Source organism: uncultured Flavonifractor sp. (genome assembly GCF_944385615.1).
Lineage (GTDB): Bacteria > Bacillota > Clostridia > Oscillospirales > Oscillospiraceae > Flavonifractor.
Window position 1 is genome coordinate 1 of sequence record NZ_CALWXV010000021.1, and the last position, 16,997, is coordinate 16,997.

General features: G+C 61.2%; 15 protein-coding genes. 4 read left to right on the forward strand and 11 right to left on the reverse strand.

The features are described from left to right. Positions 1 to 75: 75 nt before the first annotated feature. From Q0J75_RS07045 to Q0J75_RS07070, 6 genes are all read right to left on the reverse strand, one after another. A complete protein-coding gene (locus tag Q0J75_RS07045; protein ID WP_297198752.1) occupies positions 76 to 696 on the reverse strand; it encodes a toprim domain-containing protein in 621 nt (206 codons plus the stop codon). A gap of 3 nt (positions 697 to 699) precedes the next feature. Continuing rightward, complete coding sequence (locus tag Q0J75_RS07050; RefSeq protein WP_297198754.1) at positions 700 to 1,128, reverse strand: toxin-antitoxin system antitoxin subunit; 429 nt, start codon at positions 1,126 to 1,128, stop codon at positions 700 to 702. Between the two features lie 5 nt (positions 1,129 to 1,133). Continuing rightward, on the reverse strand, positions 1,134 to 2,171 hold the full coding sequence (gene holA / locus Q0J75_RS07055) for a DNA polymerase III subunit delta (RefSeq protein WP_297198758.1): 1,038 nt from the start codon (positions 2,169 to 2,171) through the stop codon (positions 1,134 to 1,136). 11 nt (positions 2,172 to 2,182) lie between these two features. Next, positions 2,183 to 4,447 (reverse strand): DNA internalization-related competence protein ComEC/Rec2, encoded by a 2,265-nt coding sequence (locus Q0J75_RS07060; protein WP_297198761.1) that lies wholly within the window; start codon positions 4,445 to 4,447, stop codon positions 2,183 to 2,185. After that, positions 4,440 to 4,658 carry a helix-turn-helix domain-containing protein gene (locus Q0J75_RS07065; RefSeq protein WP_297198765.1) on the reverse strand — a complete coding sequence of 73 codons (219 nt, stop codon included), beginning with the start codon at positions 4,656 to 4,658 and terminating at the stop codon, positions 4,440 to 4,442. Before Q0J75_RS07065 ends, Q0J75_RS07060 begins: the two co-directional genes overlap by 8 nt. 120 nt (positions 4,659 to 4,778) lie before the next feature. Beyond that, positions 4,779 to 5,678: a DMT family transporter gene (locus Q0J75_RS07070; protein WP_297198768.1), complete on the reverse strand. Its 900-nt coding sequence runs from the start codon at positions 5,676 to 5,678 to the stop codon at positions 4,779 to 4,781. A 59-nt stretch (positions 5,679 to 5,737) separates the two neighbouring features. Between Q0J75_RS07070 and Q0J75_RS07075 the strand changes: the two genes are divergently transcribed. Together Q0J75_RS07075 and Q0J75_RS07080 are read left to right on the forward strand one after the other, a co-directional pair. Beyond that, positions 5,738 to 6,322, forward strand: coding sequence for a DNA-3-methyladenine glycosylase (locus Q0J75_RS07075; RefSeq protein ID WP_297198770.1), 585 nt, complete (start codon positions 5,738 to 5,740; stop codon positions 6,320 to 6,322). After that, positions 6,319 to 6,945: an HAD family hydrolase gene (locus Q0J75_RS07080; RefSeq protein ID WP_297198772.1), complete on the forward strand. Its 627-nt coding sequence runs from the start codon at positions 6,319 to 6,321 to the stop codon at positions 6,943 to 6,945. The genes Q0J75_RS07075 and Q0J75_RS07080 overlap by 4 nt, the downstream gene beginning before the upstream one ends. A 231-nt stretch (positions 6,946 to 7,176) precedes the next feature. Here Q0J75_RS07080 and Q0J75_RS07085 read toward each other — a convergent pair whose 3' ends face one another. Then, positions 7,177 to 9,609 carry an ATP-dependent helicase gene (locus Q0J75_RS07085; RefSeq protein ID WP_297198774.1) on the reverse strand — a complete coding sequence of 811 codons (2,433 nt, stop codon included), beginning with the start codon at positions 9,607 to 9,609 and terminating at the stop codon, positions 7,177 to 7,179. 235 nt (positions 9,610 to 9,844) lie between these two features. On the opposite strand from Q0J75_RS07085, the gene Q0J75_RS07090 reads away from it, so the two are divergent. Continuing rightward, positions 9,845 to 10,405 (forward strand): GNAT family N-acetyltransferase, encoded by a 561-nt coding sequence (locus Q0J75_RS07090; RefSeq protein WP_297198775.1) that lies wholly within the window; start codon positions 9,845 to 9,847, stop codon positions 10,403 to 10,405. Further along, positions 10,406 to 11,722 carry a sodium-dependent transporter gene (locus tag Q0J75_RS07095; protein ID WP_297198778.1) on the forward strand — a complete coding sequence of 439 codons (1,317 nt, stop codon included), beginning with the start codon at positions 10,406 to 10,408 and terminating at the stop codon, positions 11,720 to 11,722. Between the two features lie 131 nt (positions 11,723 to 11,853). On the opposite strand, the gene Q0J75_RS07100 is transcribed toward Q0J75_RS07095, so the two are convergent. From Q0J75_RS07100 to Q0J75_RS07115, 4 genes are read right to left on the reverse strand one after another with little or no spacing between them, the layout of a single operon-like run. Then, a complete protein-coding gene (locus Q0J75_RS07100) occupies positions 11,854 to 12,327 on the reverse strand; it encodes a TspO/MBR family protein (RefSeq protein ID WP_297198781.1) in 474 nt (157 codons plus the stop codon). 57 nt (positions 12,328 to 12,384) lie between these two features. Next, positions 12,385 to 13,722 carry an ABC transporter permease gene (locus tag Q0J75_RS07105; protein ID WP_297198784.1) on the reverse strand — a complete coding sequence of 446 codons (1,338 nt, stop codon included), beginning with the start codon at positions 13,720 to 13,722 and terminating at the stop codon, positions 12,385 to 12,387. Between the two features lie 3 nt (positions 13,723 to 13,725). Beyond that, positions 13,726 to 16,200 (reverse strand): COG1361 S-layer family protein, encoded by a 2,475-nt coding sequence (locus Q0J75_RS07110; RefSeq protein ID WP_297198787.1) that lies wholly within the window; start codon positions 16,198 to 16,200, stop codon positions 13,726 to 13,728. Next, complete coding sequence (locus Q0J75_RS07115; protein WP_297198790.1) at positions 16,190 to 16,924, reverse strand: ABC transporter ATP-binding protein; 735 nt, start codon at positions 16,922 to 16,924, stop codon at positions 16,190 to 16,192. Before Q0J75_RS07115 ends, Q0J75_RS07110 begins: the two co-directional genes overlap by 11 nt. Positions 16,925 to 16,997 lie beyond the last annotated feature (73 nt).

Consider the following 16,997-nt stretch of genomic DNA (forward strand, 5'->3'; position numbering starts at 1 on the left):
CCTCTCGCAAGGCGCTCAGATAGAATACCACTCGCTCCCCTATTTGTCAACACCTTTTTTCATTTTTCTTCTTTTTCATTTTTCTTCTTTTTCTTTTTTCGCATCCAGTTCTTGGGCCGCGTCAGCCAGCTCCTCATAGGAGAACAAAGCGTTAAGTACCTCCAGCATCGCGTTAGGCGACAGATGGACCGGCAACTCCAAACGCTTTAAAAGCACCTCTCTGCGGGCGGCGGAACCGGTGCCGCCGGACAGCCCCAGAACAAACAGGTCCGCCTTGGTGATAGGACGGCCCTGACGCACCGGCGGCGCCCCCTCCTCCAGGAAGGTAGCCCCTGCCCGCCGGAGGGCCTGCTCCAGCACCTGAGGGCGCATCCCCTCTACCCCCAGCTTTCCCTCCTTGCCCGGAGCCCGCTTGCGCCGCTCCTTCCCAAAGATATCGGGCACATAGGCGTGCTTCACCTGCTCTGGTGGAATACTCCCCTTGAGAAAATTGCGGATGACAAATCCCGCCCCGTCCGGGTCGGTGAGAATAATGAGGCCCCGCTCCGCCGCCAGGCGGCGGAACAGGGCCAGCTTTTCACTGTTCTTGAAGACTCCAAAGCCGGAGGTCTCCACAATAATAGTATCCACCATCTGGGCGAGGGTATTTTTATCGTACCGCCCCTCTACCACAATCGCCTCTTTGATCCGCAGCATCATTTAACTCCAGTGCAGGCAGGCATACCCCGCATACCAGCCGTCGCCCAGGTTCTCGGTATACAGTACCCCAGGGCGGGCGCTGTTCCGCCAGGGCTGGGTGTATACGTCCAGCCGCTCCAGAGGCTGATCGGACAGCCAGGCCCGGGCGCTGCCGTTGTACAAACACACCGTCAAGGCCCCCTCTTCCAGCCGGACGCTTTCGATCTCCAGCCCTTCCAGCGGCTCCGTGCTCAAAGTTTCGGCCATCAGTTCACCGGCCTCCGCCGCCTTGCGCAGGGACTGCAGCTCATCCCGGCGGACCGCCAGCAGGCGGCACACCTGCTTCCGGATGATCTCCACCTGATTTTTTCTGCGGCTGGCAGTCAGCATCCAGCCCGCCGCGCCCACGGCGGCGGCAGCCGCCACACCAATGATCGTACGTTTTTTCATCACCATCAGGCTCCTTTCTTTACGGCCAGCTCCATCAGCAGGCCTGTCAACAATTCCGCCCCGTCAGCGCCGGTGGATTTCATGGCCAGATCCACCTGACCGCACCGGATCACCGCCCGGCGGCACCAACTTAGAGAGAACCGGCGGGCCGATTGCATCAGCCGCTCCGCCGGGTAGGAGGAACGCATCCCCCACAGCTCCATCAGGTACCGGCTTCCCTTTTTTTGCTCCAAAGCCAGCCTGGCGGTATAGAGCTGCCGCAGCTGCTTGCCCAAAACGGCCAGCAGCTTGATGGGGGCCTCCTGCATGTGGTACAGATCCCCCAGCACCGAGGCCGCCTTGTCAAAGTCCCCGGCGGAAATGGCGTCTGTCATCTGAAACACCACCGCATCCAGCTGTGGAGTGGCCACCGCATCGATATCCGCCCTGGTCACCCGCCGGTGGGAGGCATAGGCTCCAATTTTTCCGATCTCCGAAATCAGCGTGTTCATCAGATCGCCGCACAGGAAGATCAAATACTTGGCGTCCTCAGTGCCAATGTCATGGTCCAGGGCCTTAAACCGCCGGGCGATCCAGTCCACCAGATCCCCCTGCTCCTGCCGGTTGAAGGGGACCACGCTGCCCTTTTCCTTGAGAATCCCGGCCAGTTTGGTGCGGGCATCCGATTTATATTCGATGAGATCATACACAAAGACTAGGCAGACATAGTCTGGCAGATCCTTCAGAAGGGCAGTCATGCCCTCCTTGTCCCCCTTGAATAAATCGTAGTCATTGACCACAATCATGGTGCGGGGGCTCATCATGGGCAGGCAGTCCACCGTCTGAGCCAAGGTCTTCAGGTCAAACTCCTTGCCGTTGACCACATGGTAATTGAACGCCTCCAGCCCCGGAGGCAGCAGCTTTTTCTTCATCTGTCCCAGGTAGTAGTCCCGCAGATAGGCCTCCTCCCCATGAAACACATAGAGGCTGCCCAGTGTGCCGCTCTTCAAATCCTGCTTCAGCTTTTGATAGGCGGCGGTATCGGTTTTTCCCTTTGGCGGCATGGTATCTCTCCTTATTCCGCGGTAATGGTAACGGTCCCCGACCAGTCGGTGCGGTAGATGTCGCACCCCTGCCGGGCCAGCCGGCTCAGGGTGTCCTCCGCCGGGTGTCCGTAAGTATTATATCCAACTGAGATCACCGCCAGCTCTGGCTGGACGGCCTGGAGCAGCACTTCCGAGGAGGCGTACTTGGAGCCGTGGTGACCCGCCACCAGCAGCTCGGTCTGGGGCAGGTTTCCATACTTCACCAGCCGCTCCTCCACCTTGTCGTTCATATCTCCCGTCACCAGCACATCAAAGGTCCCGGCGGTACCCAGCACTGATAATCCCTCTTCATTGCTGCCGCCGCTGCCCAGTGGCGGATAGATCTTTAACGCTGTCTCACCCAGTTCCGCCGTAGCCCCGTCGGAGATCAGCAGGGTCTCCACCCCATGGGCCTGGGCGGCTTCCTGGACCTGAGCGCGCAGGGCGCTGTCCGGTTCCACATCGGGCAGGATAAGCAGGCCCACGTCCATCCGCTCCAACAGCTGGGGAATCCCGGCGGCGTGGTCATCGTGGTAGTGGGTGAGGATCACCAGGTCGATATGGCTCAGCCCCAGGGACTGGAAGTAGTCCGCCGCCGTGTTTCCGGCGTCGTAGCCCCCGCAGTCGATAAGGGCGGTCCGTCCCTTGGAGTAGAGGGCCACGCTGAGGCCCTGCCCCACATCCAGCACCGACACGGTGAGGCTGCCGCCGGTGAGGGTGGCAGCCTGGAGCACCAGAGCCCCGCACAGCGTGGAGGCGCTGAGGCACACCGGCACAACCACCCGTCCCCTGGGCCCCCGCCACAATACCCAAAGACAGATCAGGCCGTAGGTCAACGCCATCCACAGGGTCAGATAGATGGAGTGGACGGACACCGAGGCAAAAGGCAGAGCGGCCAGAGCGGCGGTGAGCCATTGTAAATACCACACCGGCAGAGAGACCACCCAAGCCAAAACCCACGCCGCTACTGGCAGCAGCAGCCCCACCAGAGCGGTCACCAGCCCGCCCAGAAAGGCGGCGGATACCGCCCATAGAGCGAGCAGATTGGTCAGGGGCGAGATGAGGGAAATACTGTCAAAATAATAGGCCATGAGGGGCGTGGTGAACACCATGGCCCCTAGGGTGGTAGCTATGCTGACCAGCACCACCCGGGCCGCCCGACACCCCAGCCGCTGCCAAAACCCCTTGGGCTTTCTTGGCAGCTTGTCCTGCCACCGCCGGCACAGAGGGCCGGTAAAGAGGAAAATCCCCGCCACAGCCGCAAAGGACAGCTGTAGGGACACACTGGCGGCGGCGTAGGGATTGAACAGCAGCAGCACCATCAGCACGGTGCTGAGGGCAGTGGGCGGGTCATTCTCCCGGTCGGCCAGAGGCGCGATCAACAAAAGGGCCTGCATCAGGGCCGCCCGCTGGACCGAGGGGGTGTTCCCCGCCACGGCGGCAAAGAAAAAGAGCAGACAGATGCCCACCACCGCCGCCAACCGCCGCCTGCGGCCCAGCAGGGTGGTAACAAAGCTGGCCAGGAAGGAGACGTGAAGACCGGAAACGGCGATCACATGGGCCAGTCCCGACCGCCGGAGGGCGTTGTACACGCCGTCGGGCAGGCTGGTTTTGTCGCCGGTAATCAGGGCCGTAACCAGGGGCCCGGTACTGTCGGGAAAGCTGCGGGCCACACTGTCTTTCAGCGCCTTGCTGACCAGGGCGGGCCAGAGGGACACAGGGGTATGGTCCGGGGACTGTACTGTCCACTCCTTGGCGCTGCCCATGAGCAGCACCCCTTTGGCAAAGTAGTAATCGGTAGGCTCCCCCGCCATGGTGTCCGCCATACGAAAGGAGGCGGTCACCGTCAGCACGTCTCCGGGGCGCAGGTCCTCCGCCCCCTCCCCATCCAGATAGAAGAGGACATTGACCGGCAGTCCGTCCGCCGGGCGGACCTTGGCCAATACCGAGGCGCTGTATTTCCCCTCCTGGGGCCAATCGGTCACGGTGGCGGAGACAGTGGCCTCGGTACCTGCCAGACGAAGGGCAGGAGCCCGCACCAGCCCGCTGTACACCCCGGTCCAGCACAGGCCCGCCGCCAGCCCAAAGCAGAGCAGCACTACCCGCAGGCGGGCCTTTCCGCGCAGCAGCAGGCCGCTCAGCGCCGCCAGAGCGCAGCACGCCCCAGCCGGCACCAGTATCCCTTCCGGCAGCAGATATACCGCCAGAAAGACCGCCCCCGAACAGGCGGCGGCAAACCAGGCCAGCTTACGCATGGGGCGGCCCGGCGTTGTCGGTTCGCCCAGCCAGATAGTCAATAGAAGTGCGGTATAGATCGGCCAGCTTGATGGCCGCCCACAGGGGCAGCTCCCGCTGGCCTAGCTCATAGCGCCGGTAGACGCTGCGGTGCATATTCAGGTAGGCCGCGATCTCCTGCTGGGTTTTGTCGTGGTCCTCCCGCAAATCCCGGATACGCTGAAAATACATGCTCATCACCTTTTTTATGGTACCAAACGGAGTCATACAGGGTGAAATATGACTCCGTTTGGAGTCCTGAATATTGCAAAACAGCCCTGTCCCCAACAGTAGGACAGGGCTGTTTGGGTATTACTTTTTCCGCAGAAAGGAGAACTTGGTTTCCGAGCACACCACCGCCACAAAGATGAGGGCAAAGCCCACCATCATCAGGGGAGTGGGCTGCTCGCTGGCAAAGAGCATGGAGAAGAACACGCCGAAGGGGGCCTCCAAAGACAAAAGGACGGCGGCAGTGGCGGGAGCGGTGTACTTCTGGCCGATGTTCTGAAAGAGCAGGGCCCCGCAAGAGGCAAAGATCACCAGATAGGCCAGTCCGAACAGCAGGTCGCCGGTGAAGACCTCAGGAGAAACCGTGCTCTGTGTGACCAGCACGCCAATCCAGGAGAACACAGCGAAGGAGGCAAACTGAAGGGTGGTAAGGATAAAGATATCCCGGCCCTCGGCAAACTTGGCCACTGCCACGATGTGGCAGGCGAAGAAGAAGCCGCCGATGAGGGTAAGCACATCCCCCAGATTGAAGGCGGAGGCGTTCTTTCCGGTGGCCGACACCAGCCCAATGCCTACGATGCACAGCAGGGCGGCAATGACGTTGAACTTGTCCGGCCGGCGCTTGGCCACGATCCAGTACAGGAAGGGGACGATGACGCAGTAGACGGCGGTAAGAAAGGCATTCTTGCCGGGGGTGGTCCGCTCCAGGCCGTAGGTCTGGAAGGCATAGGCCACAAACAGGCAAAAGCCCATGACGGTGCCGCCGATGAGGTAGTGGCGGTCCATCACCTTCCACCGCCGGATGAACACGACAGCCAGCACCAGGGCGGCAAAGCTGAACCGGATGGCCAGCAGCCAGAAGGTGGGCAGCACATCCACGCTGCTCTTCATCACGACAAAGGAGCTGCCCCAGATGATGGTGGCAAGAATAATCAGCGGGGTGGCGAATTTGGCCAGGACACTGTTTTCTTTGGTTTGGCTCATGGTTGTACCGTTCCTTTCCCTATGGTAAACTATAAAATAATCGACAAAGGAGGATGGGGATGCAGAAGCTGGGACGGGACTTTTTCGCCCGGGACACTTTGGAGGTGGCCCCGGCGCTGTTGGGAAAATATCTGGTGCGGGTGTTGGACGGGGAGCGGCTGGTGGGCCGCATCACTGAGGTGGAGGCTTATATCGGCCGGTGTGACAAGGCCTGCCATGCCTACGGCTACAAGCGCACCCCCCGGACCGAGACACTCTTTGCTCCGCCGGGCACGGCGTACATCTACCTGATCTACGGCATGTACCACTGCCTCAACTTCGTTACCGAGGCCGAAGGCGAGCCCGCCGCCGTCCTTCTGCGGGGCCTGGAGCCTGTGGATGGTGTGGAGCGTATGAGTCTCAACCGCTTTGGGGCCATGCCGGCCCAGCTCACCCCCTATCAAAGAAAACACTTTCTGGACGGTCCAGGCAAAGTGTGTAAGGCGCTGGGCCTTACCAGAGCCCAAAACGGCCTGGATCTGTGCGGCGAGGCCCTTTTCCTCTGTGATGGCGGGGAATTGCCGCCCCCCTTCCACACCGGCCCCCGCATCGGCATCGACTATGCCCAAGAGGCCATCCAATTTCCCTGGAGGTTTTATGTATGATCTTGTTTGACTTTGACGGTACCTTAGTGGACTCCAACGGAGTATGGGAGGTGGTTGACAACACCTTTCTGGCCCGCCGGGGGCTGACCCCCACCTGGGAATACAGCGAGACGGTGGGGCACTCCATCTTCCCTCTGGCCGCCCAGTTCACCATCGACTATTACCACCTGGATATGAGCCCCCAAGCCATTATGGACGAGTGGACCGAGATGGGCCGGGAGGCCTATCTCTCCCAGGTCCCCGCCAAACCGGGGGCGCTGGCCTTTCTGGAACAGTGCGCCCGGCAGGGGGAGGACATGGCGCTCCTGACCGCCTGCGTGCCTGAGTTCTGTAAAGCGGCTCTGAAACGGTTGGACATGGAGCGGTACTTTTCCCAACTGATCTTCGTCCAGGAGCTTGGAATGTTGAAGAAGGACCCGGCTACCTTTGTCCATGTACTGAAGGAGCTGGGGGCCAGGCCGGAGGAGAGCACGTTGTATGAGGACTCTCCCGGGGCCTGCGCCGCCGCCAAAGAGGCGGGGCTGACCGTGGTGGGGGTGTACGACCCCTTTTACGCCCGGTACGAAACGGAATTAAAGGCGCTCTGCCACCGGTATATCCACAGCTTTACTGAGCTGATTTGAGTCTCTGCTCATTCTTGACATTAACGAAACACCTTCCTCATAGGGAGCCTCGCAGAGTTCCGTCGTCCGCAGACGACGGAATAAAACTAAAACCCGTCCTTTCCGGGGACATGTGCCTCGGAAAGGACACTTCTCATGGCGGATGGGGTGACAATTTCGTTAGAAATCGAGTCCCATCCGCCATGCAGCCTTTTGTGGGAAAAGACCTGAGGTCTTTTCCCACAGTCTGTTTTATTCTTTTGTCATATACTGGGAGGCCGACTTAAGCATCAGCTTTTTGGTGCCCACGCTGTCGAAGGCGATCTCCACCAGGGCGTCGCCCCCCATGGGGGTCACCTTGGTGATGAGGCCGTGGCCGAAGGCCTTGTGGCGCACGGTGTCTCCCATGCGGAAGCTGCCGCCCGCCGGGGCTGTCTGTCCCGTCTGGGCAGGGCCGGAGGCCGGGGCCGCCGGAGTCGTGTGGCCCAGAGAGAAACCGGGGTCGAAGGTGCGGCGCACCGGGGCGGTCTTGCGGGAGGGGCGCTCCCCCTCCTCCCGCTCGCCCCGGGGCAGGCGGCCCGACTTCTCCACAAGCTCCGGGGGGATCTCCCCCAAAAACCGGGAGGGCCGGTTGGCGTTGGTACGGCCGAAGAGCATCCGCTGGGAGGCGCAGGTCATATACAGCTTTTCCTTGGCCCGTGTCATAGCCACATAGCACAGCCGCCGCTCCTCCTCCATCTCCTGGGGCTCTCCAATGGCCCGGATGCCGGGGAAAATACCCTCTTCCACCCCCACCACAAAGACCACCGGGAATTCCAGTCCCTTGGCCGAGTGCATGGTCATCATCACCACGCAGTCCTCGCTGGGATCGTGGCTGTCAATGTCGGTATACAGGGCGATTTCATCCAAAAAGCCTGCCAGAGAGGGCTCCTCAATGCTGTTGTCCAGATAATTCTGGATAGAGGTGGCCAGCTCTCGCACGTTCTCCAGCCGGGTGCGGTCCTCAATGGTCTTTTTCTGCTCCAGCATGACAGCGTAGCCGGTGCGTTCCACCACCTCATCGTAAAACTCCGGAAGGGACAGCTCCCGGGACAGCTTCCGCAGATCGTCTATCAGCTCAGCGAACTGGCCCAGCTTGGGGGCCGCCTTTTGCAGCTCCGGCCAGTCCCGGGCATGGCTGATGATATCCCACAGGGACCGGCCCTGAGCCTGGGCAATGGTCTGGGCCCGGTCCACCGTGGTGGCGCCGATGCCCCGGGGCGGGTTATTGATGATGCGGGACAGCCGCAGATCGTCGCCGGGGTTATTCACCACGCTGAGGTAGGCCAGCATATCCTTGACCTCCGCCCGGTCAAAGAAGCGGATGCCGCCGATGATGCGGTAGGGCACGCCGTTGCGCTTGAAGGCCTGCTCGATCTGGTTGGACTGGGCGTTCATCCGATAGAGCACCGCGTGGTCCTTCCAGCTCCGCCCGGCCGAGTAATCCGCCAAGATCTGGGCCGCCACATATTGGGCCTCCTCGTGCTCATTCATAGCGGTGTAGCACTGGAGCTTGTCCCCCGCCTCATGCTGGGTCCACAGCTCCTTACCCTTGCGGCCCTCGTTGTTCTTGATGACCGCATTGGAGGCCTCCAGGATATTTTTGGTGGAGCGGTAGTTCTGCTCCAGCCGGATGACCCGGGCCCCCTTGTACTGGTTTTCAAAGGAGAGGATGTTCTCGATGGTGGCCCCCCGGAAGCGGTAAATGGACTGGTCGTCGTCTCCCACCACACAGATATTTTCATAGCCGCCCGCCAGGGTAGAGGCCAGCAGATATTGCAGGTTGTTGGTGTCCTGATACTCGTCGATGAGTACATATCGGAATTTCTTCTGGTAATATTCCCGTACGTCATCGAATTTTTGCAGCAGGCGGACCGTGTCCAGGATGATATCGTCAAAATCCAGGGCGTTGGCCTCCTTGAGCCGCCGCTCGTACTCCACATAGATCTTGGCGATCTTCACCAGGCGGAAGTCCCCTGCCTTCTCACACTGGGCCAGGTAGTCCGCCCCCGACTGCATGGCGTCCTTGGCCCGGGACAGATAGCCCAGCACGGTGCGGGCGGAGAAGGTCTTGTCGTCCAGGTTGAAGTCCTTCACGATATCCTTGATGACCCGCTCGGAGTCGGCGGTGTCGTAGATGGTGAAGGAGCTGGTGAAGCCCAGCCGGTCAATGTCCCGCCGCAGGATCCGCACGCAGGCGGAGTGGAAGGTGGAGGCCCACACGTCGTTGGCGGCGGGGCCCAGCATCCGCTCCAGCCGCTCCTTCAGCTCACCGGCGGCTTTGTTGGTAAAGGTGATGGCCAGAATGGACCAGGGCACCGCCGGGTCCAGACGGCACAGCCGCTCCTGCTCGGCCTTTTTGGCCGGGTCCGGGTGGGCCACATAATCCTCCAAAAAGGCCAGGTCCGCCGGGGTGACCCAGGTTGGCACCTCGTCGGAGTCGGCCCCCCGGCCGTACTTCATCAGGTTGGCAATGCGGTGGATGAGCACCGTGGTCTTGCCGCTGCCCGCCCCCGCCAGCAGCAGCAGGGGCCCCTCGGTGGCCAGAGCGGCCTTTCGCTGCTCCGGGTTCAGATTCCCGAACTCCAGCCCGATGGCAGACCGCCGGGCCTTGCAAAAGCGCAGTTCCTCTTGGGTGTTCAGCATACGTTTTCCTATCTCCCTTAGCAATGGGAGAGCCGCCCACGGCGGACGGCTCCCTTTCTGGTGCTTCTATTGTATCGAAAACCGGTGGCAAGGTCAACCACCCCCTGGGGAATCTTTTTGTCCTGCCCCCTCTTTCAAGCGTGATAACTTAATCGTGCAAAAGTCGAGCAGGTATGTTATAATCTCCGGGACTGTCAAAAACGTGGCTGTGACACGCTTTCAAGGAGGCAACCAGATGGGTTGTTTTGTATTTCGCTCTCCCCGGCTGGGATTTCTGGCGGTAGACCCGTCTCTGGCAGAGGGGGCGGCGGCTTTTTACCGCCGCAATCGGGCGGCCTTCGCCCCCTTTGACCCGGTCCAGCCGGAGGAATTTTTTACTCCCGAGGGCCAGGCGGAGCGGCTGGCCGAGGATTTGAAGCAGGCCGAGAATGGCCGCAGCTTCCGTTTCCTGCTGGTCCAGCCCCGGCATCCGGGGAAGGTCATCGGGCTGGCGGGCCTCAACGAAATCATCGGCGGGGCCTTCCACTCCTGCTTTGTTTCCTATAAGATCGACCATACCCTCTGGGGCCAGGGGTACGGCTCGGAGGCCATTGCCGCTCTGACGGAGTGGGGCTTCCGCAACCTGGGGCTCCACCGGATGGAGGCCAACATCATGCCCCGCAACCTTCCCTCCCGCCGGGCGGCGGCCAAGGCGGGCTTTGCAGAAGAGGGTTTGTCCAAACACTATTTAAAGATCAACGGCGTTTGGGAGGACCACATCCACATGGTCCGCCTCAACGAAGAGGAGGAACTCTGAATGGAACACAACAAAACCGGCGGTAAGTTTACCAGCTCCCTGGGCTTTGTCCTGGCGGCAGTGGGCTCCGCCGTAGGCATGGGCAATATCTGGCTGTTTCCCTACCGGGTGGGGCAGTACGGCGGCGGCGCTTTTCTGATCCCCTATTTTCTCTTTGTGGCCCTGTTCAGCTATGTGGGCCTGTCTGGAGAATTTGCCCTGGGGCGGCTCACCGGTACCGGAGCCATGGGCTCTTTGGACTACGCCCTGAACACCCGCGGAAAACGGGGCGGCAGAGTGCTGGGTATCATCCCCCTGCTGGGTGTGCTGGGTATCGCCATCGGCTACTCGGTGGTGGTGGGCTGGGTGCTGCGGTATACCGCCGGTTCGGTCACCGGTTCTATCCTGTCCGGCGACGCCCAAGGCTTTTTTGACGCTCTGGCAGTGAACTTCGGCTCGGTGCCCTGGCATCTGGCGGCGGTAGTGCTGACGGTGGTCATCCTGATTTTCGGCGTGGCCTCCGGCATTGAAAAGCTGAGCAAACTCATGATGCCCGCCTTTTTCATCCTGTTCCTCATCATTGCTATTCGGGTGGCCTTTCTCCCCGGCGCGGTGGACGGCTATCTCTATCTGCTCCGTCCCGACTGGAGTTATCTGCTCAACCCGGAGACCTGGGTCATGGCCATGGGACAGGCCTTCTTCTCTCTGTCCATCAACGGGGCGGGTATGCTCATCTACGGCAGCTATATGAAAAAAAGCGAGAGCATCCTGCGCCACGCGGGCATGACCGCCCTGCTGGACACCATTGCCGCCCTGCTGGCGGGCTTTGCCATCATCCCCGCCGTGTTTGCCTTTGGCATTGACCCCACCAGCGGCCCCGCTCTGATGTTCGTCACCCTGCCCCAGGTCTTTACCCAGATGCCCGGCGGGCAGATCTTCGCCTTCCTGTTCTTCCTGTCGGTGTTCTTTGCCGGTATCACTTCCCTGATGAATATGCTGGAAGCCTGCGGCGAGGCTCTCAGCTCCACCGTCAAGCTGTCCCGCCGCACCGCCACCCTGATTATGGGCGCGGTGGCCTTCCTGCCCGGCCTGTTCCTGGAGTCCCTGGCGGGCATGGGAAGCTGGATGGACCTCATTACCATCTATGTCTCCCCCTTCGGCGCTTTGCTGGTGGCGGTGTGTATCTACTTTGTACTGGGTCTGGGCCCCGTGAAAGACGAGCTGGCTCTGGGCGGCCATAAGCGCCCCGGCCGGTTCTTTGATGTTACCGCCCGGTTTTATGTGCTGGTGACGGCGGCGGTGTGGGCTCTTGGTATCTACTACCAGGGCATTGGCTGATCTTTTATTGTAGTCAAAAACCCGGCTCATGCTTGATTCATGAGCCGGGTTTTTTCACTGGCTAAAACGACGCCAGCAGACGCTGCTGGCAGCATTAGGAAAGGCCCCCCGGCTGTGCCGGGGGGCCTGATTCAGTTTAGCCGCCAGACGCCGAAATTCAGGTAGGCCGCAAAGCTCACCCACAGCAGATAGGGAACCTGAAGCCAGGCAGCAAGGGGATCTACTTTGCGGAAAGAGAAGATCATCCACAAAATAAGCGCCCACAACACCGCCAGCCAGATCAGGGCAAATCCAAAGGCCTGGAAGTTGAAGAAAAGGATGCTCCAGAAGAAGTTAAAGGCCAATTGGAGCAGAAAAATTCTCAGGCTGATCGTGCGCTCTCTGGAAAAAGTGGCCAGATAGATCCGGGCCGCCCCCACACCCATCAGGGCAAAGAGGATGCCCCACACAATAGGAAAGACCAGGGCGGGGGGAGAAAGAGGCGGCTGTTGGATGGTCTTGGTATAGAGCTGAACCCCTTCCCGGGTCAGCCACCCGGACAGAAAGCCCACCGCCTCGGCAAAGAGGACCCATAACACATAAAAGAGCCATTTGTGCTGTTTCATATACCATCACCCGGAACTAGTATATGCCGTGCGTGGAAAAAGATACGAAAAACGATATTATTCCGTTTTGATGGCTTCCAGGGCCGGGATGCGCACCGCCTTGTTGGCCGGGTAGTAGCCGGAGCCCAGGCCGATGAACACTGAGAACACAATGGCAAAGAGCAGCAGCCAGGGTGGGATCACCGACACCCGGGTGACCTCCTCGCCCCCCAGGATGGCGGGAAGCAAATGTTCCACCGACGGCCCCAGAGAAACCAGATTGATGACCACCGAGGCCACAAAGCTAATGACACAGCCAATAAGCCCGCCGATGAGCCCGATGGCCCCGGCCTCCGAGAGAAACATAATCCGAATATCCGTGACATAGCAGCCCAGGGACTTCATCACGCCAATCTCCCGGGTGCGCTCCGAAATGGACATAATCATGGTGTTGGTGATGCCCAGAGCCGCCACAAAGAGGGAGATGGCCCCCAGTCCCCCCAGCATCAGCTGCTTTTGCCGGGCCTCCTTCTCCATGGGGCGGCGGATGCTCTCCATAGATTCGGTGGCGTACCCCATGGTCTTGAGTTCCCGCTCCACCGACTCCACCTGGTCGATGCTCTTAACCTTGACCATAACGGAGTCGTACGCCGTGGCCTTTTTCCGCCCTCCCTGGGTCTTTTCCATCAGCTTGCGCAGGTCGGCCATGTTGAGCATGATTCCTTCGGAAGTCTCGCTGCCCTTGGAGTAGTCCTCCTTGACCGCCCCAACCGGAGTGATGGGCAGGGTGATCTTTCCGTTTTGGGTTTCGATTTCCATGGTCATAGGCCCCTTCAAGGGGTCAAAGAAAGGGGGCGGCGGGTCGATGGGCTTGCCATTGTCGTCAAAGTTTCCCGCCCAGCGGTCGATCATGTTGTGGCCCTCGGGCCGCAGGGTGTCTTTGAAGCTGTAGGCCAGGTATTGTCCCACCAGCACCTCGTTATCATGCTTGGGCAGGGTACCCTCGGTCAGGTGATAGCCCATCTGCTCCAGAGCGCCGGTGTCCACCCCCACCACGGAAGTCCAGTCGGCGATATAGCGCCTGCCTGTACCAGCCACCAGGGAGATGGATTCTACCTCCAGGCTCCGCTTGGGGGTGAAAGCCGCGATGCCCGGGATGCCCTTGAGCCGCCGCAGCAGGGCGTCGTCCAGCTTGACCTTGCCCCGGCCCCCCTGGGGGGCGCTGACCGTGATGATGGTCAGGTCCCCCATTTCCGCCAGCGTTTTGTCCTGGGCCTCCTTCATGCCGATGCCCAGAGATACCATGATAACGATGGAGCAGCAGCCGATGAGTACCCCCAGCACTGTAAGAAAGGTGCGGGATTTCCGGCGCGTCAGATTTTGCAGGCAGACGCGCAGCAGGTCTTTGCGTTTCATGGCTCACGCCTCCCCGCCGGGGGCGTTGTCGTCCCAGTTGTCCCAGGTATCGGCCGCCGCCTGACCGCCCCGCTTTTTCTTCCACACCAGAAATCCTGCGGCGCCGGCAATGACCACACCGCCGCCTGCCAGGCCCACCGGCAGCCAGGGAAAGCCGCTCGCTTCCGCTTCCGGATCAAAGTCATCGGGGAAGTCCTCCGCCGGGGGCGGGGCGGTAACGTGGAGGGTGACGGGAAATTCCCGGGTCTGGACCTGCTGGTCGGCGTTTTCATAGCTGATCTTGAGCACCAGGTTCAGGTCCCCCTCCTCCATGGGGGTGAGGGCAAAGCCAATGTTGCCGTTGGCTCCGGCGGTGATGTTGCCCAGGTACTGGGTGCGGGCAGGGGTGTCCACCCCCTCCCCCACTACCGTGGCCTCCAGGTTGGCCAAATCATCCTTGCCCTTGTTGACGTAGGTCAGCAGCAGCTCGGTCTCCTCCCCCATGGACACCGACTCGGGCACTGAGGGGGCGTTGATCTGGAACCGGTCGGGCTGATACACCGGGATAGACAACTTCACGTCGCAGCTGGCCTGGGCCCGCTTCTCCCCGTCCATGTACTCGTACTTGAAGGAGAGCGCCATACCCTGGGCCCCGCTCTTGCCGGTGGGAATGGCCCGCATGGGCACCTCCTGGGTCTGGGCAGCCCCAGCGGCCAGTGATTTATAAAAATAGGTGTTGGTACCCGCGTCCATGGTGAAAGTCTCGCCGCCGTCCACCGTCACCACCAGATTTTCGATTCTAACAGCGCCGGTGTTCTCAAAGGTGAAGCGGAGGGGAAAGGCGCTGCCGGCGGCCACCGAGCCCTCGCCGAAGGCGAAACTGCGCACCACCACGTTGGGCACTGAGGCGTCGGTTTTGGCGGGCACATTGGCGGAGAGGTTGATTTTGTCGGAAGAAGTGCCCTGGGTCAGGGCTTCGCCGTTGTCGTAGTTGAACTTCAGCTCGGTGGTGAGGGACTGGCTGGCGGCGGTCAGGTCCTTGGCGGCCTTGATATTCACCGCAATGGAGGCGGTCTGGCCCGGCTCCAGGTCGGGCAGCAGGAAGGTAGCGGCGGGGTCCAGCAGCGTCAGGGACTCCGAGGCGGACACAGTGACCACCGGTTTGACCAGGGTGGAGGCGCTGGCGTTCTGGAAGATAAGAGGCACGCTGGCGGTCTCGCCGGGAGAGAGGGCCTTCACATTCTCCCCACGGGACACCAGTACCACCGGCTGGGGTACGCTCTCCTTGGCCAGGGTGGGTACCACCACCTTATCGGACATGGTGGCCTGGGTGAGCATGCCGCCATTGTCGTAACTGAATTTCAGTTCGGTGCTCAGAGACTGGCTGGTAGCGGTGCTGCCCTTGGCCACTTTGACCTGCACCTCAATGCGGGCCGTCCGGCCGGGGTCCAGGTTGGGCAGCAGGAAGGTGGCGGCGTCATTGAGCACCACCAGGGATTCCGAGGGGGTAACGGTAACGGTGGGCTTCACCAGCCGGGTGGAGCCGGTGTTCTGGAATTGAATGGTGACGGTGGCGCTCTCGTCGGGGGCCAGGGGGTGGTCCAGCGGCGAGCGGGACACCAGCACCACCGGTTGGGGGACACTCTCCCGGCCCAGAGCAGGGATGCTCAGCTTGTCGCTCATGGTGCCCTGCACCACAGACAGGTTGTTGAAGTAGTTAAACTTCAGATCCACCCCCAAAGACTGGGCTGGGGTGGAGATGGTGGCGGCGGCCTGAAGCACGATTTTCAGGGTGACGCTCTTTTTCCCGGCGATGTCGGGCAGCGAGAAGGAGGAGGAGCCCCCGGCGATGGTGAGGCCGTCGGAGGGGGTGAGGGTCACCACCGGAGCGGTGAGGCGGGCGGTGCTCAGATTCTGGAAGGTCACCGTCAGGGGAACCGTCTGCCCCGCCTCGATGGGCTTATCCAGCTCGCTGCGGGATACCAGCACATTGGGAACGGGGATGGGCTCCGGCGGGGTGGGGACAGGCTCCGGGGTGGGCTGGGGGGCCTCATATACCACAGCCTCGGTGATGGTGAGCTCCAGGGTCTGGTAGCTGTCGGGCTGACCGGCGGTGCCCACCTGGAGCTTCAGGCTCTGGCCCACTCCTTTGTAGGTCAGGCTGCCCAGCTTGACGGCGTACACCAGGGGAGCGCCCACAGGGGAGGTCTTTTCCACAGTCAGAGTACCGCCGGTAAAGCTGTCGTCCAACTTGGTGATGTCCAGGGTCCGGGGGTCGCCGTCGCCGGTGCCGTCGCCGGTGTCCTTGATGGACACGGTGATATCCACCGTGGTGCCTTTGGTGATGGTATACATGGGGCTTCCGGCACTGTTGGTCACCTGGTAGCCGGTGATGAACAGGTTGCTCCCCTCGGCGCCCAGGGCGGCGGGCAAAGCGGAGGCCAGCAGGGCCAGCAGCAGGAGCACAGACAGAGCGGTGCGGGAAAGACTATGCTTCATGGGGGGATCTCTCCTTTTGATTGATTTCGTTGCGGACGATTTCGCCGTCGATGAGGGTGACGATACGGTGGGCGTAGGCGGCCATCTCAGGGTCGTGGGTGACCAGGATGATGGTCTGGTGAAAATCCCGGGCAAAGGTACAGATCATGTTCATGATCTCCACCGTGGTTTTGGAGTCCAGGTTGCCGGTGGGCTCGTCGGCAAATACCACGTCGGGCCGGGCGATGAAGGCCCGGGCAATGCCTACCCGCTGCTGCTGGCCGCCGGACATTTGACGGGGAAAGTGGTCCAGCCGGTGGGCCAGCCCCACCCGGGTGAGCAGCTTGCGGGCTGCCGCCTCCCGCTGGGCCTTGGGCACCCCCCGAAACATCAGGGGGAGGGCCACGTTTTCGGTGGCGGTCAGATTGGGCAGCAGATTGTAGGACTGAAACACAAAGCCCAGGTGCCGCTGCCGGAAGGCGGCCAGCTGATTTTCGCTCAGCCGGGAGATGGGTACCCCGCCGATGCGAACCTCTCCCCGGGTGGGCTTTTCCATCCCCGCCAGTTGGTTGAGCAGGGTACTTTTGCCCGAGCCGGAGGTACCGAAGATACAGCAGATCTCCCCCCGGGACACATTCAGATTGATGCGCTTGAGGGCCACCACCGTCTCGTCGCCGATGGGATATTCCTTGCGAAGGTCCTTGACTTCGATAATGGGGCGGCTGCGCGGGTCGGAGCCGTTCATGGGCGCTGCCTCCTTTCTGAGGGTGAGTATACCGGAGTAGCCTTCAGTCCGCCTATGCGGTTTGTTAAGATTC